Origin of the sequence: Burkholderia sp. AU30280, assembly GCF_020420125.1 — a bacterium.
Lineage (GTDB): Bacteria > Pseudomonadota > Gammaproteobacteria > Burkholderiales > Burkholderiaceae > Burkholderia.
On record NZ_JAIZRY010000001.1, the window covers coordinates 604,782 to 625,883 of the forward strand.

Below are 21,102 nucleotides of genomic sequence, written 5' to 3' on the forward strand. Positions count from 1 at the left end.
TCGGCATCCGGGATAGAAAAACCCTATTCAAAGAATAGATTTTCGCAACAATGCTGTCCCCGCCAGCCGGTTACGACCAGTTCGCGTGGAAGCTGCCCGGCTTGTCGGTACGCTCGAACGTGTGCGCACCGAAGAAATCTCGCTGCGCCTGCACGAGGTTCGCCGGCAGCCGCTCGGAGCGGTAGCTGTCGAAGTACGCGACCGCCGACGCGAACGCCGGCACCGGCACGCCGGCCTTCACCGCGGCGACCACGACATCGCGCAGCGACGCCTGGTAATTCGCGGCGATGTCCTTGAAGTACGGATCGAGCAGCAGGTTCGCGAGCGCCGGATCCTTCGCGTACGCGTCCGTGATCTTCTGCAGGAAGCGCGCGCGGATGATGCAGCCCGCGCGGAAGATCTTCGCGATCGTCCCAAGATCGAGGTTCCAGCCGTACTCTTCCGACGCCGTGCGCAGTTGCGCGAAGCCCTGCGCGTACGAGATCACCTTGCTCAGGTAGAGCGCGCGACGCACCGCTTCGATGAACGCGGCGCGATCGCCGTCGAGCGGCACGGCAACCGGGCCCGACAGGATCTTGCTGGCCGCGATGCGTTCGGTCTTCAGCGACGACAGCACGCGCGCGAACACCGATTCGGTGATGAGCGGCAGCGGCACGCCGAGATCCAGCGCGTTCTGGCTCGTCCATTTGCCGGTGCCCTTCTGCGCGGCGCGATCGAGGATCACGTCGACGAGGTGCTTGCCGGTCTCCTCGTCCTTCTTGCCGAAGATCTTCGACGTGATCTCGATCAGGTAGCTGTCGAGTTCGCCCTGGTTCCACTCGGTGTACACCGCGCCGAGCTCGTCGTTGGTCAGGCCCGCGACGCCCTTCAGCACCGCATAGCTTTCGGCGATCAGCTGCATGTCGCCGTACTCGATGCCGTTGTGGACCATCTTCACGTAATGGCCTGCACCGTCCGGGCCCATGTACGCGACGCACGGCTCGCCGTCCGACGGCGCCTTGGCGGCGATCTGCTTGAGGATCGGCTCGACGAGGTCGTATGCGTCACGCTGGCCGCCGGGCATGATCGACGGGCCGCGCAGCGCGCCCTCTTCGCCACCCGACACGCCGGTGCCGATGAAATGCAGGCCCGATTGCGCGAGCTCCTGGTTGCGGCGGATCGTGTCGGTGAAGTGGGTATTGCCGCCGTCGATCAGCACGTCGCCCTTCTCGAGCAGCGGCTTGAGCGCCGCAATCGTCGCGTCGGTCGCTTCACCGGCCTTCACCATCATCAGGATCCGGCGCGGCGTTTCGAGCGACGCGACGAACGCCTCGAGCGTATAGGTCGGCACCAGATTGCGGCCGGGGAATTCGGCGATCAGTTCGTCGGTTTTCTCGCGGCTGCGGTTGTACACCGACACCGCGTAACCGCGGCTCTCGATATTGAGTGCGAGATTGCGGCCCATCACCGCGAGCCCGATCACACCGATTGCTTGTTTGCCCATTAGTCAATTCTCCGGAAAAAACGGGGCGCGACCCGAACCGGGTCGCGCGCACAGGCGAAAGGATAGTGGAAACCCGGCGGCGATGCGCGCTTGCGTGTCATTGCTCCGCGTGCGGCAGCCGCCGGAACACGACGCTCAGGTTGTTCGCCGGCATCTCCACCACCTCGATGCAGTCGAGCCCGCGATCGAGGCCGAGCGCGACGACGGTCTCGAGATCGCGCACGCCCCACGACGGGTCGCGGCTGCGCAGTTGCAGGTCGAAGGCTGCGTTCGACGGCGCCGTATGCCGGCCCTCGCGGCGATACGGCCCGTAAAGGAACAGCACGCCGCCCGGCCGCAGCAGGCGCGACGCGCCTGCGAACAGCGCGTCGGTGCAGGCCCACGGCGAGATGTGAATCATGTTGATGCAGACGATTGCATCGAGCGCGTCGACCGGCCAGGACGCGTCGCGCACGTCGAACGCGAGCGGCGCGGCAACGTTGGCGAGGCCCGCATGGGCCACCCATGCGGCGATCGAGCGCCGCGCCTGCGCGTCGGGATCGCTCGGCTGCCAGTGCAGGCCCGGCAGCGCCTGCGCGAAGTGGACCGCATGCTGCCCCGTGCCGCTCGCGATCTCGAGCACGCGGCCGCTCGCCGGCAACACGCGGCGCAAGACGTCGAGGATCGGCCCGCGATTGCGTTCGGCTGCCGGCGCCGACAGCCGCGCGGACGGATCGGGAGTAGAGGTCGGGCCGCTCACGATGCCTGCTCCGGTGCGCGGCCCGTGAGGCCCAGCCGCGCAGTCAGCGCGTCGAGCGCGGGCGCGCAGCGTGCCTCCACCTTCAGCGTCAGCATCGGATCGGCGCGCGTATGGCCGAGATTGAGCGCGGCGACCGGCTTGTGCCGTGCCTGCGCCCACACGCAGAAGCGGTAGCCGGAGTACACCATCAGCGACGAGCCGACGACCAGCAGCGCATCGGCCGCGTCGAGCGCCTGCGACGCGAGCGCCACGCGCTCGCGCGGCACGTTTTCGCCGAAGAACACGACCGCCGGCTTCAGCAGCCCGCCGCACGCGGGGCACGCGGGGATGCGGAACGTGTCGAGCGCGGCCCATTCGAGGTGCGCGTCGCCATCCGCGGCCGGCTCGGCCTGCGCGCCCAGCAATTCGGGATTGTCGGCCTCGAGCATGACCTGGATCGTCGCGCGTGCATGATGCGCGCCGCAGCCGAGGCACGTGACGCCGTCGATTCCGCCGTGCAGTTCAACGACGTCGTCGCTGCCCGCGCGCTGGTGCAGGCCGTCGACGTTCTGCGTGACGAGCCGCTCGATCCGCCCCGCACTGCCGAGCCGCGCCAGCGCGACGTGCGACCCGTTCGGCCGTGCGCGGCCAACGACGGGCCAGCCGATCATGCTGCGCGCCCAATAGCGCCGCCGCGCGGCATCGGAGCCGAGGAATTCGTGGAGCTGGATCGGCGGCGAGCGCATCCATTGGCCGTTGCGGTCGCGATAGCCGGGAATGCCGGAGTCGGTGCTGATGCCCGCGCCGGTCAGGACCAGCAGGCGCGGATGACGCTCAACGAACGTGTGCAGCGCGTCGAGTGCGGCCGGATCGACGCCGGCGGTTGAAGGGTCGTGCAGGGCTTTGTCGTTCATGTTGGCAACACGTGATCGGGCGCGCCGGCAAGCACCGTGCGCCCGCACGGGCGGCCAGGCACGCCAGCACATGATACAGAACGCCGCGCGATCGGGCCGAGGGCTCGCGTCGCAAACCGGCGCACAAAAAAAGACGCCCATCCGCCACGTGGCGGACGGGCGCTTCAACAATTGATCCATCGGGGTAGTGGATCAACTGACAGCACAATTTCGTGGCGTCCGCCCTGCCGTGGCCGGCGAATGCTTCCCCTGGACTGCATATGTTCCGCGATGCCGAACGCATCGTTGCGCTGCCGGCTTTCCGGTGCGATCCGGTTCGGCCCCGTCGTGCCGACGCAATGCACGGCACGCACACGCATACGCCGCACGACGACTCGCGTTGCGCGCGGCACATTGACGATCCGGGATCCGGGCCGGGCCATCCGCAGGCATTCGAGGTTCATCCCCGACGGCCGACCGGCACCGGTCGGCCTCGTGCGTTACATCTGCACGTCGTCGTTCAGATCAAACCCGATTGCTCGGATGGAACGGAAAGCCGCGCGCTCACGTCGCCTCGATCAACGGCGAAGCGAATACGCTGGCAGGTCGGCGATTCAAGTTTGCAACACGACACGTTGCGATTCGGTCTGTTTTCATTCTCTTGTCCCCGTCTCCGATACGTCCGACCCACTGAAGCGATCGCCGGACCGACTGCGTCCGCGACCGCGCTCACGGCCTGCACAGATATGCAAGGAGCGCACCATGCTTCACGCCGCAAGGCCGCGCGGGCGGATTGGGTGCGATCGACGGGAATCGCGCACCGGCAAGAAGCGCGAACGTTTCGAAACTGAAACGCCTTCCGGATCGACGAACGTCGGCCGGGCGTGCCGTCACGCGGTGCAGGCACGCCCGGCGCGGGTAGTGCGGTGTTGCATCCGCGCGCGTTCGCCGAACGGCTGTCCGAAGTCGGTGCCGAATCCGGTCTCGCGACGGCCGCGCGTCACCACACGTGGCGTGGCGTCGCGCCTCGGCCGCACACTGCGAGGCATGACGCTGCGGGAGCTTGACACCGCGGCCGATACGACGCCTCGACACGCGTCAACGAAAGGCTTCGACCACCTTGGCACGGCGCTCGGTTTCGTCGACGAAGCAACTGTCGACCTCCACGAGCCCGAGCGTGCCGCCCGCATCGGGCTGCCGCGATTCTGCGCAAGCGGCATCCCGTGCCTTGAGCCAGCGGCGCTCGTCGTTGCGCAACCTCACCTTGCCTTGCTCATCCAGACTCGCCATCTTCGTCTTGTAGACGGCATTTAACCGTTTGTCGGCCGCGTCGTATTTCAGCCGCAGGCAATTGCGGATGTCGGCCGTGTAGCCCGTATCCTCGGCAATCTTGCAGATAGCGGCTCGCTCCGCCTCGTCCGCGAGCGCACCGGACGCAACCGCCAAGAGCATTGCGCCCGCCGCCAGACCGATCACCCTGTGTTGAAGTGCATTCATCCGGATTCGTTGATTTCAATGACGGAAGGCATCGATTATGCCCGGCTCGCTGCCTGCATGTCCCTCGCGGTTCCGACGTCAACCGGTCACGCTCGATCGGTCACTGCGTATGCGGTGCCGCGCAACCGTCGTGCAAACACGCTAGCATTCAGACACGCATCGCCCTGCGTACGCCCCGCACTGCCTCCCAGGATTCGACATGACGACGCCCGCCCTCGCCCGCCCCGACGTTGCGCATCGCGTCTTTTCGGACGGACGGCTGTCGATCGGCCTCACGCTGCCGCTGCTCCGCAGCGGCCAAATCGTCGCCGATTTCAACGAACAGCTCGAACTCGCGGCACTGGCCGACACGCTCGGCTTTCGCGCGTTGTGGATTCGCGACGTGCCGCTGAACAGCACCGACTATCCCGACCCGGTCGGCCACCTCGACCCGTGGGTCCTGCTCGGCGCACTGGCGTCACGCACGCGCGGGATCGCGCTCGCCAGCGGCGCGATCGTGCTGCCGCTGCGTCATCCGCTGCATATCGCGAAGGGCGCACTGTCGGTCGCGACGCTGTCGGGCGGGCGCTTCATCCTCGGGCTCGGCTCCGGCGACCGGCCGCCCGAGTATGCGGCGTTCGGCGTCGATGCGGAAACGCGGCGCGACCGCTACCGCGCGCACTGGGAGGTCGTCGCGGCCGCGCTCGGCGTGCCGTCTCGCGTGCTGCCCGACGACGCGTCGCCCGACGCGCCCGAATTCACGCTCCTGCCACGCGGCGCCGACGCGGTGCCGATGCTGGCAGTCGGCTCGGGTGGGCAAAGCGTCGACTGGATCGCGCGGCACTCGATCGGCTGGATGACGTACCACCGCGATCCGGACACGCAGCGCGCCCGCCATTCGATGTGGCGTGCGGCGGTCGAGCGGCTCGCGTCGCCCGCCTTTCGCGCGTTCGGCGTGTCGATGCGGCTCGACCTTGTCGCGAATCCCGACGCGCCGGCCACCGCGTTGCCGCTCGGCTATGCAACCGGACGCCGCGCATTGGTGGACATCCTGCACGACATGCGCGCGGCGGGCACGCACCACGTCACGCTGAATCCGGGCTCGGACCGGCCCGTGCGCGAAGTCATCGAAGAAATCGCGGAACACGTTCTGCCGGCTTTTCACGACGCGCCAGCACAATTCAGCAGGATTCCATATTAATTCGACACGACGCGTGCATCGTCCACCGCTGCTGACACGCCGCCATTACAAATGCATTACACGCCGGCAATCGAAACGCCCCGACTTATCCGGCTGCCTACAATCGGCGTCAGACACATGACTGCGCAAACGCGCCGCTAACGCCCGTGCCGCGTCGGGCATGCGCGATTCGAATGATCGTCGATGGAACTATTCGGTTCCGATCGCAATCATGTTAACTTCCGTCCATCGTTCAGCCCGGCGGGCCGCGCGCCGATGCGCGCCCGCATGCCTACTTCATGCGACATTTCCTCCTCGGCTGGCTGCTTGCAGCAGTCGTCTCGGCCGCGCACGCGGCCGCTCCCGCCCCGGCCGCCGCGTCTGCCGCGTCTGCCGCGTCCGGCACCGCGCCCGCGCTGACGCCGCAACAGGCGCAGCAGGCACTCAATGTGCTCGAAAATCCACGCGATCGCGCGCAGGTCGAAACGACGCTGCGCGCGATCGCGGCCGTCGGCGCACTGAGCACACCTGCGGTCGCGGCAAGCGATGCGGCTGCGGCCAGCGCCGCGTCGGCCGCCGCGGCCCCGGCCGCGCTCAAGTCGAATGGGCTCGCGTCGATGCTCGTCCGGCAGGGATCGCGCTGGGCCACCGAAATCGGCGGTGCGCTGAAGGAATCGCTGCACTCGCTGCTCGATGTCGGGTCGGTCGGAAGCTGGTGGCATGACAGGTTGGTGCGCGCCGACGAGCGCGCGAATCTTGCACACGCGCTCTGGATCATCATCGCCGTGCTCGTGCCCGCGCTCCTCGTCGAATGGTTCGCGAAGCGGCTGTTGCGACGTGCGCTGGCCGCAGTGGCCGCTCGGCGCGCCGACACGTCACGCCGCACCACGCCCGATGCCGTTACATCCGACTCCGCCGCGCCCGACGACGACAACGCCCCGCCGGGCACCCCCGCCCCGCCCGACGCTCCCGACACCCCCGACGCCGCGCCCGCAGCGTCGCAAGGCCGCGGCCACGCGCGCCGCCACACCACACTGCTGCACCGGATGCCACGCGTGCTCGTCAGCCTCGCGCTGCGTGCGGTGCCGCTGCTCGTGTTCGTCGGCGTCGCGAGCCTGACGATGTCGGCGATCGGCGATACGGACACGCCGATCGAATCCGCGCTCGAAGCACTGATCGACATCTACGTGATCTGCCGGCTCGTCACGATCGTCAGCAGGCTGTTCTTCCAGCCCGATGCGCGGCAATTGCGGTTGCTGCATATCAGCGACGCGTGGGCCAACTTCGCGCAACGCTCGATCGCGCGGATCGTGATCGTGGTCGGCGCCTGCACGGCCGCTGTCGAGATCGCCGCGAACTTCGGTCTCAGCGACGCCGGTCACGTCGCGCTGCTGAAAGCCGTCGCGCTCGTCGGACACCTGATGGTTTCGGCACTGATCCTGCGGTGCCGCCAGCCGGTCGCCGCGCGGATCCGTTCAGCCGGCGAGGACCGTCCGTCCTTCACGATGATCGCCAACGCGCTCGCGGACGCATGGGCGCCCGTGTCGGTATTCATCGTGATGGCGCTGTGGTTCGTGTGGGCGCTCGACGTCCACAACGGCTACCGCGTGCTGATCACGCTCGGCGGCCGCTCGATCGCCGTGATGATCGGCATGCGGATGGTGTCGATCGTCGTGTTCGGCGCGCTCGCGCGGCTGTTCCAGGGCCGCGACGAAGACCGCACGCTCGTCCACGCGCACGCGTATCGCTACTACCCGCTGCTGCGCCAGATCGTGTCGGGCGCGATCGGCATCGTGACCATCCTGGTGCTGCTGCAGATCTGGGGCGTGCCGATCTTCCGCGCGTTCGAAACCGGCACGATCGGCCACCGGCTCGCGTCGGCGCTGGTGACGATCGCCATCGCGGCCATCGTCGCGCTCATCGTGTGGGAAGCCGCAAACATCGCGATCGAGCGCCGGCTGCAACGATGGACCCGCGAAGGCAATCTCGTGCGCGCGGCGCGGCTGCGCACGCTGCTGCCGATGCTGCGCTCGCTGCTGTTCGTGATGATCGCGCTCGTCGTCGTGCTGACGGGCCTCAGCCAGCTCGGCGTGAACGTCGGCCCGCTGCTTGCCGGCGCCAGCATCTTCGGCGTCGCGCTCGGCTTCGGCTCGCAGAAGCTCGTGCAGGATTTCATCACCGGGATCTTCCTGCTGATGGAAAACGCGATGCAGGTCGGTGACTGGGTCACGCTCGCCGGCGTGTCGGGCACGGTCGAGTACCTGTCGATCCGCACCGTGCGGCTGCGCGCCGGCGATGGGTCGCTGTACACGATCCCGTTCAGCTCGGTGACGACCGTCAACAATACGAATCGCGGGCTCGGCAACGCGTCCGTCAAGATCAGCATTGCCTACGGCGAGGATATCGATCGCGCGGTCGCGACGCTGAAGGAGATCGGCGCCGCGTTGCGCGACGATCCGACGTACCGCGACGGCATCCTGTCGGACTTCAGCTACTGGGGTATCGACCAGGTCGACGGCGCGGCGCTCGCGCTGGCCGGACAGATGCAATGCACGGACTCGACGCGCTGGAGCGTGCAGCGTGAATTCAACCGGCGGATCGCGGAGACATTCCGCGAACGCGGCATCCGGATCGCCAATCCGCAGCGCAGCGTCGTCGCGTACGCGGACGGATCGCGGCCTGTCGTCAATGGCGACAACGGTGACAACGGCCATGCGGCCGAACCGCCGGCCCGGCCGCCGGCGCCCGCCGAACCGGCGCGCAAGCCGGGTTGACCCGCCGGGGCTGACGGCGCGCCGCGCTCAACGCGCGGCGGGCTTGTTCACGCGTCGAGTGCTGTTCGCGGCGGGCGTCGACGCCCCCGCCTTCGCCGTGCGTTTCGCCGCCGCACCCTGCCCCCGCTTCGAGCCGGCGTCAGGATCGGCCGCCAATCCGTCGCGCTGCGCGTGCCATTGCCGGAGCAGCACGCGCGTCTGCTCGGCGATCGTGTCGGTCAGCAGCGCCGCACGCTCGCCTTCGAATGCCTCCCATTCGAGCAACTGCAGCGCCGAACGCTGCGCGATGTGGAACACCGTGATCTGCCCGAACAGGCTCAGCGCGCGCAATCGCGTGACCGGATCGTTGGCCGGCCGCCCCGAGATACGGCCGATCAGCTCGGCGCTCACGTCGTTGAGCGGCTTGCGCATGCGTTTCATCAGGATATCGCTCGCGCTCGCCGGTTCCTGGCCGCCTTGCTCGCGCGCGAAGAACATGCGCTGGTTCATCGTCTTCGGCGCCGTGAACATCCGGTTCGCAACCGCACGCAGCACCCCGACAAACGCGTCGATCAGCACGTCGACGTCCGCGTCCGCATCGAGCATCGCCCATGCATGGCCGACTGCCGGCGCGAACACTTCCCAGCCGAGCTCGGCGATCGTCTCCACGCACGCGCGGTACACGCCTTCCTTGTTCTCGAAATAGTACTGGAGCGCCGGCGCATTCACGCCGGCCATCGCCGCGATCTCGCGTGTCGATGCCCCCGCGAACCCGCGCTCGCCGAACAGTTCGATCGCCGCCTCGATGATCCGCTGGCGCGTTTCGTCGCCGCGGGCGTAGCCGCCCGCCGACGTGCGGCGCAGCTTCTTCGCTTCGTTCATGCCTTCCTCGTCATTCGATCGCCCGACATTCTACTTGACACAATTTTATCAACTGGAATAATTCTTCCACTTGGAATAAATTGGACGCCCGCATGTCGACGCTGCAAGACTCTCCACAGAAAGCAAATCGTCAGGAAAACGGAACAACCCCGCGAAACGGCAACAGCACGAAGCGGCGCGTCCTGCTCGTCGCCGCCGTGCTGGCGGCCATCGGCGGCGCCGTCTGGCTCGGCCGATGGTGGACCGTCGGCCGCTTCATCGAAAGCACCAACGACGCGTACTTGCAGGCGGACAGCATGACCGCCGCGCCGAAGGTTGCCGGCTACGTGACCGACGTGTATGTGCGCGACAACCAGGCCGTGAAGGCCGGCGATCCGCTCGTGCGGCTCGACGTCCGCCAGTACCAGGTCGCGCTCGCGCAATCGCTTGCGACCGTCGACGCGCGCCGCGCGGATATCGCACGCGCCGAAGCCGAGATCAGCCAGCAGCATGCGAATCTCGAACAGGCCGACGCGCAGGCGAAGGTGTCGCGCATCAATGCGCAGCACGCCAGCGACGAATACTCGCGCTATGCGCCGCTCGCGGCGACCGGTGCGGAAACGCACGAACGCGTGGCTGACCTGAAGAGCACGCGCGATCAGGCGGCCGCGACGCTCGCCGCGAACAACGCGTCGATCGCCGCCGCCCGCACGCAGATCGCGTCGTTCACCGCGCAGCTCCAGCAGGCGCGCGCGCAACTCGAGGCCGCGCAGGCCAGCGCCGCGCAGGCGCAGCTCGACCTCGACAACACGATCGTGCGCAGCACGCTCGACGGCCGCGTCGGCGATCGCACGGTGCGCGTCGGTCAATACGTGCAGCCCGGCACGCGCCTCCTGACTGTCGTGCCCGTCGACGCGATCTACCTCGTCGCGAACTTCAAGGAAACGCAGATCGGCAACATGCGCATCGGCCAGCCCGTCGAACTGCACGTCGACGCGCTGCCGGACGGCGCGCTGTCCGGCGTCGTCGACAGCTTCGCACCCGGCACGGGCGCGCAGTTCGCGCTGCTGCCGCCCGAGAACGCGACCGGCAACTTCACGAAGATCGTCCAGCGCGTGCCGGTGCGCATCCGCCTCGCCGCGAACGCCCGCGCGCAGCGCATGCTGCTGCCGGGGCTGTCGGTGACGGTCGACGTCGATACACGCTCGACCCGCGACGAGACGCACCATGGCTGAACCGTCCGCCACGATGCCCACGCCGCCGCACGAAGGCCGCGCGAGCGTGACCGACTGGATCGCGGTCGCGGCCGGCGCGCTCGGCGCGCTGATGGCGACGCTCGACATCTCGATCACGAACTCCGCGCTGCCGCAGATCCAGGGCGAAATCGGCGCAACCGGCACCGAAGGCACGTGGATCTCGACCGGCTACCTGATGTCGGAGATCGTGATGATCCCGCTCGCCGCATGGCTCACGCGCGTGTTCGGGCTGCGTAATTTCCTGCTGACGAACTCCGCGCTGTTCATCGCGTTCTCGATGATGTGCGGCTGGTCGCATTCGCTGCCGATGATGATCGCCGGCCGGATCGGCCAGGGCTTCACCGGCGGCGCATTGATCCCGACCGCGCAGACCATCATCCGCACGCGGCTGCCGCTGTCGCAGCTACCGGTCGGCATGACGCTGTTCGGCCTGATCGTGCTGCTCGGGCCGCTGTTCGGCCCCGTCCTCGGCGGCTGGCTCGCGGAGAACGTGAACTGGAGCTGGTGCTTCTTCCTGAACCTGCCCGTGTGCCTGCTGCTGATGGCGCTGTTGATATTCGGGCTGCCGTCGGACCGCCCGCAATGGCACGCATTCCTGAACGCGGACTGGCTCGGAATCTTCGGCCTCGCGATCGGGCTGAGCTCGCTGACCGTCGTGCTCGAGGAAGGCCAGCGCGAACGCTGGTTCGAATCGCAGATGATCGTCACGCTGAGCATCGTGTCGTTCGCCGGGATGATCCTGATCGCGTTGTCGCAGATCCTTGCGAAGCGGCCGATCGTGCGGCTGTCGCTGATGCGCAATCCGCGCTACGCGAGCGTGATCGTGATCGTGTCGGCGGTCGGTGCCGGGCTGTACGGCGTGTCCTATCTGCTGCCGCAGTTCCTCGCGATCGTCGCCGGCTACAACGCGGAACAGGCAGGCGCGATCATGCTGCTGTCGGGGCTGCCCGCCTTTCTCGTGATGCCGATCCTGCCGCGCCTGCTCGGCAAGGTCGATTTCCGCATCCTCGTGATCTCGGGGCTGCTGCTGTTCTGCCTGAGCTGCATGCTCGACATCAGCCTGACCGCGCAGAGCGTCGGCCACGACTTCGTCTGGTCGCAACTGATCCGCGGCGTCGCGCAGATGCTCGCGATGATGCCGCTCAACCAGGCATCGATGGCGGCCGTCGCACGCGAAGACTCGGGCGATGCGGCCGGACTCTACAACATGGCGCGCAATCTCGGCGGCTCGATCGGGCTCGCGATCATCGGCACCGTGATCGACCGGCGCACGACCTTCCATACGGCCGTGCTCCGCGAATCGGTGACGGCGAACTCGCTGATCGGGCAGGAGCGGCTATCGGCCTACGCGGCCAACTGGTTCGCGCACACCGGCGACCTCGCGTATTCGAACATGCGCGCGCTCGGACAGCTGGCGCAGCAGATCCAGATCCAGGCGGTCGTGATGACCTATTCCGAAACCTTTTACCTGCTGGGCCTCGCACTGCTCGCCTGCGTGCCGCTCGCGCTGCTGCTGAGAACGCCGCGCGGGCCGCAGCCGATGTCGTCCGGCCACTGAACCGTCTTACGCGATGAAACCCTTCTCCCTGCCCCGCCGCCCTGCGCTCACGCTGTGCGCGGCCGCGTCCCTGCTTGCCGGCTGCACGGTCGGCCCCGACTACCACGGCGCGCCCGCCGCGCCGGATGCGCCGACTTTCGTTCGCGCACCGGCCTCCGGCATCGACACCACTGCGCCCATGCCGAGCGCGTGGTGGCACACGCTCGACGATCGCCAGCTCGACGACCTGATCACCGCCGCGCTCGCGTACAACCCCGATCTGCACGCTGCGCAGGCGCGCTTGCGTGCGTCGCGCGCGCAGCTCTCGCAACAGCGCGCGGCGCAGTTGCCGAAATCGTCGGCCACCGTCGCCGCCATCCGCATGCGCGAGCCGGACGTCAGCGCACTCGGTTCGCTGCTGCCGTCGAACGGCTCGAGCCAGTCGGGCGCAACATCGCCGTTGCCAGGCGGCTCGGGCCCGCTGCAGCTCTATTCGGCAGGCTTCGACGCAACCTGGGAAATCGACCTGTTCGGCGGTACCCGTCGCGCGGTCGAAGCCGCATCCGCACAGGCGGAAGCGGTCGACGCCGACCTCGCCGATACGCAGGTGTCGATCGCGGCCGAGGTCGCGAACGCATACGTCGACCTGCGCGACCAGCAGCAACGGCTCGCGCTGTCGCGGCGCACCGCCGAGTTGCAGCAGAAGATGCTCGACCTCACGCAGCAGCGCCGCGCGCGCGGCGTCGCCGCGGATGTCGACATTGAACGCCTGACGACACAGGTCGAAAACACGCGTGCGTCTCTGATCCCGCTCGACGCGCAGGTGACGGAATCGCTCGACCGGCTCGCGATCCTCACGGGCCGCGCGCCCGGTGCGCTCGACGCAACGCTGTCGACACCGGATGCACCGCTGCCGACGCTACCCGGCAGCGTCGCGATCGGCGATCCGGCCACGCTGTTGAAACGGCGCCCCGACATTCGCGCGGCCGAACGCCGGCTCGCATCGAGCAACGCGCAGATCGGCGAGCATGTCGCCGATTACTTCCCGAAGGTGACGCTGCTCGGCGATCTCGGTTTCAGCGCGACCGACCCGGGCCACCTGTTCCGCAAGCAGAACTTCACCTGGGTCGGCGCGCCGTATCTGCAATGGAATATTCTCGACTTCGGACGCACGCGCGGTGCGGTGCGCGCGGCCGAAGCATCGCGCGACGAAGCGGAAGCGAATTATCAGAAGGTGGTGCTCGGCGCCTTGCAGGATGCCAACACGGCATTGCAGCGCTACGGGCACCAGCGCGAGCACGTCGTTGCGCTCACCAAGGTGCAGACGTCGGCCGTGCATTCCCGATCGTTGATGGACGAGCGCTATCGCGCGGGTGTCGCATCGCTGATCGACCTGCTCGATACGCAACGCGAGGCGTTGTCCGCACAGCAGAACGTGATCGCCGGGCAGGCCGAACTGATCAAGGACTATGTGTCGCTGCAGAAGAACCTCGGGCTCGGGTGGCAGGCGGGCGCAAGTTGACGGCAAATTGATCGGTGCCGCACGGCCGGGTTGGTCGAGGCCGCCGCGGCGCCGATGCTTGAAAGGCTGATCGCAACATCCACGCTAGGCATCACACGTTCGATCGTCCACGCTCGATGCTCGCGGGTCGCGTCATCGTACGCGATGCAACAACTCATTGCGCGCGCAACAATATTCGCAGTCTGCGCGGATAACAGCCACGCTCACCCCGCATCGACGACGCTGCTATCGGAAACATATCGAATATCAATTAGCCAATCGTCTGACGATCTCTTCTAATTCAGTCGGCTTCCCCACCACCGATCGGATTCAAGGAGTTCCATCGTCATGTCCTCATCCTCCAATCGCGTGCTGAGACACGCAGTCGCCGCGCTCTGCGTTGCACTTTCTGCGTCTCCCCATGCCGCCGAGCTCACTCGAGACACCGGCGCCCCCGTCGGCGACAACGAGAATTCGCAGACGGCCGGCCCTGCGGGCCCCGTACTCCTGCAGGACTCCGCACTCATCGAGAAACTGCAGCGTTTCGATCGCGAACGCATTCCGGAACGGGTCGTGCATGCACGCGGCACCGGCGCATTCGGCGAGTTCGTGCCGAGCGCCGACATCTCGAACCTGACGAAAGCGACGGTCTTCGCGCCAGGCACCCGCACGCCCGTGTTCGTCCGCTTCTCCACCGTGATGGGCTATCGCGGCTCGCCCGAACAGGCGCGCGATCCCCGCGGCTTCGCGGTGAAGTTCTATACGCAACAGGGCAACTGGGACATGGTCGGCATCAACTGGCCCGTGTTCTTCATTCGCGACGGCATCAAGTTCCCCGACTTCGTTCACGCGAACAAGCCGAGCGCCGTGACCGGCGTACAGGATCCGAACCTCGCATTCGACTTCTTCGCGAACACCCCCGAAGCGACGAACATGCTGACGATGCTGTACACGAATGCGGGCATGCCCGATTCATACCGTCACATGGACGGCTTCGCGGTTCACGCATTCAAGTTCGTCAATGCGCACGGCGACGTGCACTACGTGAAGTTCCACTGGAAAAGCCAGCAAGGCGTACACGGCCTGCGTCCGCAAGACATCGACGCATCGATCGGGCGCGACTGGAACATGATGACGAACGACCTGTACGGCGCGCTGAAGCAAGGCGACTTCCCGAAGTGGGATCTGTACGTGCAGGTGCTCACGCCGCAGGACCTGAACCGGTTCGACTTCGATGCGCTGGACGACACGAAGGTCTGGACCGGCGTCCCCGAGCGCAAGATCGGCACGATGACGCTGAACCGCGTGCCCGACAACTACTTCCAGTCGACCGAGGAATCGGCGTTCGCGCCGTCGCGACTCGTGCCGGGCATCGAGCCGTCCGAAGACCGGATGCTGCAGGACCGCCTGTTCGCGTACGCCGACACGCAGATGTACCGGCTCGGCGCAAACTACATGGACCTGCCGATCAACCGGCCCGTCGTGCCGGTGGTCAACAACAACCAGGACGGGAAGATGAACGCCGGCGACCGCAAGGGCGACGTGAACTACGAACCGTCGACGCTGCATGAACTCGCGCCGGACCCGCAGTACAAATCCGTGCGCATGACGCTCGGCGGAACGACTCAGCAGGAAGCGATCCACAAGAAGCTGCGGTTCCGCCAGGCGGGCGAGTACTACCGCAGCCTGTCGCAGCAGGACAGGGACGACCTGATCACCGCGCTGTCCGGCGATCTCGGCAAGGTGACGAACGCTCACAACCAGTACGCGATGCTGTCGTACTTCTACAAGGCTGACGCCGACTACGGCACGCGTCTTGCGCAGGCCGTTCATGCCGACGTCCGGCAAGTGCAATCGCTCGCGTCGAAGCTGAGCGAGAACTGATCCCGCGGCTGCGGTCGCCGTCGACGTGCGGGGTTGCACCGCGCACGTCGACCTGCCCCACACATCAGGACATCCCCATGCAATCCAAACGGCTGACCCGCGCGATCCGCTCGACCACGACGGCCCTAGTGCTGGCCGCGATCGCCGGTTGCGCGCACCTTCCCGACCGGCCGGCCTATTCGCCGGCCGATCCTGCCGCGCTGCGCCGCTACGACAGCGACTGGTTCGATGCCGCCCGCGTCGGACGCGTCGACATCCTGCGTGCATTGCACGACGCCGGCTATCCACTCGACGCCACCGACAGCCACGGCTTTACGGCCGTGATACTCGCGTCCTACGACGGCCAGCCAGCCGCACTCGACTATCTGCTGTCGGCCGGCGCGAACGCATGCGCCGGCGACCGTCACGGCAACACGGCGCTGATGGGTGCCCTCTTCAAGAACGAACCCGACATCGCGCGGCGCCTGATCGACACGAATTGCCCGATCGACCAGACGAACGGCGCCGGGGAAACGGCGCTGGGATTTGCCACGTTGTTCAATCGATTCGACCTGATTCCGCTTCTCGTCGCGCGTGGCGCGAATCCGAATCATGTCGATCGACGCGGCCAGTCGCTGCTGCAGCTCGCGCAGTCGCACGACAACACGGAAGCTGTTGACGCGCTGCGGCAAGCAGGTGCGGGGCAGTAGAAAAGCTGGATTCCTGCTTGTTTCAGATAACGCAGGGAGGCAAGGAAGCGATCTCTTACGTCGCTCTCGACACCTCGCAGAATAAAAACTCGTCGAGCAGCCGGTAGAAAGCGATCCGCCCTGGATCGGGCTGCTCGATTCCGTACCGGACGAAGAATGGTGCGCCCCAGCGATTCGAGTCACGGCTCGAACCCGATCGGCCAATTGCACCCATTACGCATCAAACCAGTCACTATCGGCAAATCGAATTGGGCATTACCTTTTTTGTCACCGCCAAACATTACAAAACACCGTCAATCTTTTCAAAAACATTTCACTTATTCGATTTAATTTAATTTCATATAATCAAAAAAAGTTTGACATCGCGCTTTCGTTCTTGATAACGTCCGATGCAAGCAATCTGACGAATTGTTCACTACGCACTCGCTTCCGCTCGACGTTTTTTCGCTTCCGCCGCACCGAAGTGCTCGCCGCCGGCTGTATCGCTCGCGCGCCGGCGCATGCAACATCCCGATGCATCTCATTGGACGACTGCCATCCGGCAGCGCGCCGAAGGATCGAACAAAATGAGCAGGACACCGAAACTGTTGCTCTAGCCATCCCGCCCGCGCCAGGTCCGGCGCAGTTGCGTCGTATCGCGGCGCAGCCTTCCCGTTACCGCGCTTTCCGTATTTCGCCCCCGGAGAAACAACACGTTTCCGGATCGGGTGAAAGGCCCTGTCGCGTCCGTGCCATCCGCACGCATGCGGCAGAAATCGGCGGTGCATGACCCGCATCGCTGTCGACCGTTGTTGTTCGTGCTGTTCGATGTTCAACCGGAGGGGTAATTCAAATGAATCAGGTTGCAGACAAGAAACAAAAGCACATTCGCCTCGTCAAGCTCGCATTTGCCGCAGCCGCCGCCGCGTCGTTCGGCATGGCAACCGTCCACGCCGCGCCTGCGGCCGGCTGGACGGAAACGCGCACCAAGGGCTTCCTGCCGCTCGTGCAGCAGAGCGAAGCCGGTACGGCCGGCGCGCCTGCCGCGAGCACGGCCGCCGCTGCAGCAGCGGCAATCGAGATGGCGCCGGGCGAATCGGTGGACATCGTGCTCGGGTTGAACCTGCGCAACGAAGCACAACTCGACCAATACCTGCACGACCTGCATACGCCTGGTTCGCCGCACTACAGGCAGTTCCTCACGCCGGCGCAGTTCGCATCGCAATATGCGCCGACCGACCAGCAGGTCGCGTCGGTCGTCGCGCATCTGCGCAAGGCAGGCTTCGTGAACATCGTGGTCGCGCCGAACCGCCTGCTGGTATCCGCATCCGGCACCGCGGCAACCATCAAGTCAGCGTTCCGCACGACGCTCAAGCGCTTCACGCGCAACGGCCGCAGCGTCTATGCGAATACCGACGCCGCGCAAGTGCCGAACGCGATCGGCGGCGTCGTGGGCGCCGTGCTGGGCCTGCAGAACGTCGAGTTGATGCACACGGGCGCGGGCAGCCGGCCGCAAGGCAACACCAGCAACCTGACGATTCCGGCCGGCGCATCGGCGGTGCCGCACAACCCGACCGAATTCTCGTCGCTCTATGGCGGCGACGGTACGCCGACTGCCTCGCAGACCACCGTCGGCATCATCTCCGAAGGCGATCTGTCGCAGACGGTGAGCGACCTCAATACGTTCGCCGCAAACAACAGCCTCGGCTCGATCAGCAGCCGCATCGTGAAGACGGGCCCGTCCGGCAGTTCGTACACCGACACCGACGGCACCGTCGAATGGAACCTCGACAGCCAGTCGATCGTCGGCGCGGCCGGCGGCAGCGTGAAGCAGGTCGTGTTCTACGTCGCACCGTCGATGACGCTCACGGCGATCACCGCCGCGTACAACAAGGCCGTGACCGACAACGTCGCGAAGGTGATCAACGTGTCGCTCGGTGTGTGTGAATCGTCCGCGAACAGCACCGGCTCGCAGGCAACCGACGACACGATCTTCAAGCAGGCGATCGCACAGGGGCAGACCTTCTCGGTATCCGCCGGCGATCACGGCGCGTACGAATGCGCGAGCGGTACGCCGTCGCGCTCGACCTACACGGTGAGCGAGCCGGCAACATCGCCGTACGTGATCGCGGTGGGCGGCACGACACTGTTCACGAATACGTCGAACAACGCGTACAACAGCGAGATCGTCTGGAACGATCCGAGCTGGCAGCCGGGGACCGTGTGGTCGACGGGTGGCGGGTACAGCAAGTACGAAGCCGCGCCGTCGTGGCAATCGTCGAGCCTCACCGGGTCGACCAAGCGCGCACTGCCTGACGTCGGCTTCGACGCGGACCTGCGCACCGGCGCGATTCTCGTCGTGAACGGCCAGACCTCCGACACGCTGTGGGGCTCGGGCTACCTGAACAACGAAGGCGGCACGAGCCTCGCCGCGCCGATCTTCACGGGCATCTGGGCGCGCCTGCAGTCCGCGAACAACAATGCGCTCGGGTTCCCCGCGTCGAGTATCTACAAGTACTTCCCGAGCAACGCGGCCCTGCTGCACGACGTCACATCCGGCAACAACGGCAGCGGCACCTACGGCTACAAGGCGAAGGCCGGCTGGGACGCGACGACGGGCTTCGGCAGCGTGAACATCTCGAAGCTGAACGCGTTCATCCAGAGCACGCCGGATTTCGCACGCTGATGGAGCGGTGACCGCTCCGGTTCCGCGTGTGCACCGTCGCGCACGCATGGAATCGGATGGGACCGTTTGGACAACCCGCGAAGGCCGCAAAACCTTCGCGGGTTTTTTGCGTTCCGCGTAATCTCGCGGCGCAGCATCCGGCGCAGTGACGCACTCATCAACCTTTCAATCGTTGCGCAAGCAACTTTCATTATCATTGCCGTGGCCGTGCCAGCCCGCTTACGGACTGCAAGGTACACATACTGTTACACAACACCCGGACAACTTCCGCGTGCGTCGTGCGTTTAACTGGATATATCGATTCGTCGCGGGACAATCACCATGCGAACACGACCTTCGCCTGCTCCGGCCGATGCCTCCGGAGCATGTGCAAACGGTCGCGGCACAGTGCTCGAGCCGATCGCGCGGCCCGCATATCCGCCAACACCGACACAACACCGAACGCACAACATGACCCACGCACGTGCACACCGCCCCGTCAGGACGCTGATCGCGTCGACCCTCATCGTGTCGCTGCTCGGCCTCTCGGCCTGCAACAAGAACGGGAACACCAGCACCGCCGCTGCGGCCAGCGATGCGAGTGCGGCCGCGGCGGCACAGCCCGCATCCGCGCCCGTCGCCTACACGCCTCCGAGTGCCGACCAGCTCTACCAGATGGTCGCGCCGATCGCACTCTTCCCCGACAAACTCGTCGCGCTGGTGCTTGCGGGTGCAACCTACCCGGACCAGGTCACGGCAGCCAACAACTGGGTCATGCAGAATCCGTCGCTGAAGGGGCAGGCACTCGCGACCGCCGCCGATACGCAGCCGTGGGATCCGTCCGTCAAGGCATTGACCGCGTTCCCCGCGGTACTGTCGCAGATGGCGTCGAACCCGGCCTGGACCACGTCGCTCGGCCCGGCTTACTACAACGACCCCACCGACGTGATGAACGCGATCCAGGTGATGCGCCAGCGCGCGCAGGCCTCCGGCCATCTCCGCTCAGGCGGCCAGATGCGGGTCACGCAAGTCGCGCAGGCCGCACCGACCGGCTACACCCCGGCCACCGATGCGCCCGTGGTCTACGCCGGACCGGCGATCGTACCGCCGCCCGCGCAGGCCATCGAGATCGAATCCGCACAGCCCGACGTCGTCTACGTCCCGTCGTACAACCCGACGGTCGTCTACGGCGAGCCGGTTTCGGCCTACCCCGGCTACGTGTATCGGCCGCCGTCATACAGCACGGGAGAAGTCGTTGCCGCCGGCGTGATCACGTTCGGCGTCGGCGTCGCCGTCGGCGCCGCGATCTTCGGGCACCACGACTGGGGCTGGCACGCATGGGGCATGAACTGGGGCGCGCCGCGTCGGGAAGGCCCCGGCTGGAATGGCGGCTGGCAGCGTCCGGCCGTGGTGTACAACCACACCACGTACGTGTCGAAGTCGACCACCGTGGTCAACCACATCACCAACATTCGCAACACGCGAATTACGAACAACTACGGCGGCAACGTCACCAACAACACGACGAACACGACGATCGAACGCAACACGCTGCAGCCGGGCGCCGTGCCGATGACGACGCCGCACTTCGGCGCGAACGATACGCGCCCCGGCGCGCGGCCGGCGCCCGACGCGTTCGCGCAGAACCGTGCGAACGCGCCGCACGCAGAAGCGTCGACGCAACATGCGCCTGGCGCGATGCGCGAGGCGCGACAGCCGGAGCACGCCGCACCGGAAAATCGCGGGATCGCGCAGCAACAGCAATTGCTGCAGCAGCAGCGCAACGAAGCTGAGCAGCAGCGTGAGGCGATGCAACCGCACAACGCGACACAGCAGCAACAACGCGCGGAAATGCAACAACACAACGCGGCAGAGCAACAGCAGCGCGAGGAAATGCAGCAACGCAATGCGGAGCAGCAACGGCAGCGCGAAGCAATACAGCCGCACAACGAGACTCAGCAGCAATTGCACAAGGAAACGCCGCCGCGCAACGAAGCGCAGCCGCAGGAACACGCGGCACCGCAGCCGCGGCAACCGGCCCCCGAGCACGCACCCGTACCGCGTCCGCACCCTGACGAGCCGCATCCGCCGCACGAGACGCACGAGCATCGCGCCGACTGAAGCCCACCTCGTCACGGCAGCGTGGCATTCGCGCTGCTGTCCGGCGAAACCCGTGTCTCGCTGTCATGCCGAGGCAACGCGGCGCAACACGTCGCACGCCGCCGTT

General features: G+C 66.5%; 14 protein-coding genes. 9 read left to right on the forward strand and 5 right to left on the reverse strand.

Annotated elements, in window-relative coordinates; translation table 11 throughout:
- Positions 1-70: 70 nt before the first annotated feature.
- The 4 genes from gndA to LGN17_RS02720 all read right to left on the reverse strand — a co-directional run bounded on the left by gndA (position 71) and on the right by LGN17_RS02720 (position 4,591).
- A complete protein-coding gene (gene gndA / locus LGN17_RS02705) occupies positions 71-1,483 on the reverse strand; it encodes an NADP-dependent phosphogluconate dehydrogenase (protein WP_226195046.1) in 1,413 nt (470 codons plus the stop codon).
- A 97-nt stretch (positions 1,484-1,580) separates the two neighbouring features.
- Complete coding sequence (locus LGN17_RS02710; RefSeq protein WP_226195047.1) at positions 1,581-2,222, reverse strand: DUF938 domain-containing protein; 642 nt, start codon at positions 2,220-2,222, stop codon at positions 1,581-1,583.
- Positions 2,219-3,115, reverse strand: coding sequence for an NAD-dependent protein deacetylase (locus LGN17_RS02715; protein WP_226195048.1), 897 nt, complete (start codon positions 3,113-3,115; stop codon positions 2,219-2,221). The genes LGN17_RS02710 and LGN17_RS02715 overlap by 4 nt, the downstream gene beginning before the upstream one ends.
- A 1,077-nt stretch (positions 3,116-4,192) precedes the next feature.
- Entirely contained in the window at positions 4,193-4,591 is a 399-nt protein-coding gene (locus LGN17_RS02720) for a lysozyme inhibitor LprI family protein (RefSeq protein WP_226195049.1), read from the reverse strand.
- Between the two features lie 199 nt (positions 4,592-4,790).
- Between LGN17_RS02720 and LGN17_RS02725 the strand changes: the two genes are divergently transcribed.
- Positions 4,791-5,771: an LLM class oxidoreductase gene (locus LGN17_RS02725; protein WP_226195050.1), complete on the forward strand. Its 981-nt coding sequence runs from the start codon at positions 4,791-4,793 to the stop codon at positions 5,769-5,771.
- A 278-nt stretch (positions 5,772-6,049) separates the two neighbouring features.
- Positions 6,050-8,524 (forward strand): mechanosensitive ion channel domain-containing protein, encoded by a 2,475-nt coding sequence (locus tag LGN17_RS02730; protein WP_226195051.1) that lies wholly within the window; start codon positions 6,050-6,052, stop codon positions 8,522-8,524.
- A 27-nt stretch (positions 8,525-8,551) separates the two neighbouring features.
- Here the strand turns inward: LGN17_RS02730 and LGN17_RS02735 are convergent, their stop codons facing one another.
- The gene (locus LGN17_RS02735; protein WP_226195052.1) at positions 8,552-9,385 is read right to left on the reverse strand and encodes a CerR family C-terminal domain-containing protein; all 834 of its coding nucleotides are present in this window, start codon (positions 9,383-9,385) and stop codon (positions 8,552-8,554) included.
- A gap of 92 nt (positions 9,386-9,477) precedes the next feature.
- Here LGN17_RS02735 and LGN17_RS02740 point away from each other — a divergent pair, with 92 nt between their 5' ends.
- The 7 genes from LGN17_RS02740 (at position 9,478) to LGN17_RS02770 (ending at position 20,996) form a co-directional block, all read left to right on the forward strand.
- Positions 9,478-10,599: an HlyD family secretion protein gene (locus tag LGN17_RS02740; protein ID WP_226195053.1), complete on the forward strand. Its 1,122-nt coding sequence runs from the start codon at positions 9,478-9,480 to the stop codon at positions 10,597-10,599.
- A complete protein-coding gene (locus tag LGN17_RS02745; protein WP_226195054.1) occupies positions 10,592-12,178 on the forward strand; it encodes an MDR family MFS transporter in 1,587 nt (528 codons plus the stop codon). The genes LGN17_RS02740 and LGN17_RS02745 overlap by 8 nt, the downstream gene beginning before the upstream one ends.
- Positions 12,179-12,191: 13 nt before the next feature.
- Complete coding sequence (locus tag LGN17_RS02750) at positions 12,192-13,679, forward strand: efflux transporter outer membrane subunit (RefSeq protein ID WP_226195055.1); 1,488 nt, start codon at positions 12,192-12,194, stop codon at positions 13,677-13,679.
- Between the two features lie 327 nt (positions 13,680-14,006).
- Entirely contained in the window at positions 14,007-15,542 is a 1,536-nt protein-coding gene (locus LGN17_RS02755) for a catalase (protein ID WP_226195056.1), read from the forward strand.
- Positions 15,543-15,619: 77 nt separating this feature from the next.
- Positions 15,620-16,231, forward strand: coding sequence for an ankyrin repeat domain-containing protein (locus LGN17_RS02760; RefSeq protein ID WP_226195057.1), 612 nt, complete (start codon positions 15,620-15,622; stop codon positions 16,229-16,231).
- 832 nt (positions 16,232-17,063) lie between these two features.
- Positions 17,064-18,896 carry a protease pro-enzyme activation domain-containing protein gene (locus LGN17_RS02765; protein ID WP_226195058.1) on the forward strand — a complete coding sequence of 611 codons (1,833 nt, stop codon included), beginning with the start codon at positions 17,064-17,066 and terminating at the stop codon, positions 18,894-18,896.
- Between the two features lie 450 nt (positions 18,897-19,346).
- Positions 19,347-20,996, forward strand: a complete 1,650-nt coding sequence (locus LGN17_RS02770; RefSeq protein ID WP_226195059.1) for a DUF3300 domain-containing protein — start codon at positions 19,347-19,349, stop codon at positions 20,994-20,996.
- Positions 20,997-21,102: the final 106 nt, after the last annotated feature.

What these genes read in the sequence shown, in the direction of transcription:
- LGN17_RS02730 (WP_226195051.1), top strand. Translation starts at nt 6,050, where the DNA reads ATGCGACATTTCCTCCTCGGCTGGCTGCTTGCAGCAGTCGTCTCGGCC.
- LGN17_RS02725 (WP_226195050.1), top strand. Translation starts at nt 4,791, where the DNA reads ATGACGACGCCCGCCCTCGCCCGCCCCGACGTTGCGCATCGCGTCTTT.
- LGN17_RS02755 (WP_226195056.1), top strand. Translation starts at nt 14,007, where the DNA reads ATGTCCTCATCCTCCAATCGCGTGCTGAGACACGCAGTCGCCGCGCTC.
- LGN17_RS02720 (WP_226195049.1), bottom strand. Translation starts at nt 4,591, where the DNA reads ATGAATGCACTTCAACACAGGGTGATCGGTCTGGCGGCGGGCGCAATG.
- LGN17_RS02715 (WP_226195048.1), bottom strand. Translation starts at nt 3,115, where the DNA reads ATGAACGACAAAGCCCTGCACGACCCTTCAACCGCCGGCGTCGATCCG.
- LGN17_RS02770 (WP_226195059.1), top strand. Translation starts at nt 19,347, where the DNA reads ATGACCCACGCACGTGCACACCGCCCCGTCAGGACGCTGATCGCGTCG.
- LGN17_RS02735 (WP_226195052.1), bottom strand. Translation starts at nt 9,385, where the DNA reads ATGAACGAAGCGAAGAAGCTGCGCCGCACGTCGGCGGGCGGCTACGCC.
- gndA (WP_226195046.1), bottom strand. Translation starts at nt 1,483, where the DNA reads ATGGGCAAACAAGCAATCGGTGTGATCGGGCTCGCGGTGATGGGCCGC.
- LGN17_RS02760 (WP_226195057.1), top strand. Translation starts at nt 15,620, where the DNA reads ATGCAATCCAAACGGCTGACCCGCGCGATCCGCTCGACCACGACGGCC.
- LGN17_RS02750 (WP_226195055.1), top strand. Translation starts at nt 12,192, where the DNA reads ATGAAACCCTTCTCCCTGCCCCGCCGCCCTGCGCTCACGCTGTGCGCG.
- LGN17_RS02765 (WP_226195058.1), top strand. Translation starts at nt 17,064, where the DNA reads ATGAATCAGGTTGCAGACAAGAAACAAAAGCACATTCGCCTCGTCAAG.
- LGN17_RS02740 (WP_226195053.1), top strand. Translation starts at nt 9,478, where the DNA reads ATGTCGACGCTGCAAGACTCTCCACAGAAAGCAAATCGTCAGGAAAAC.
- LGN17_RS02745 (WP_226195054.1), top strand. Translation starts at nt 10,592, where the DNA reads ATGGCTGAACCGTCCGCCACGATGCCCACGCCGCCGCACGAAGGCCGC.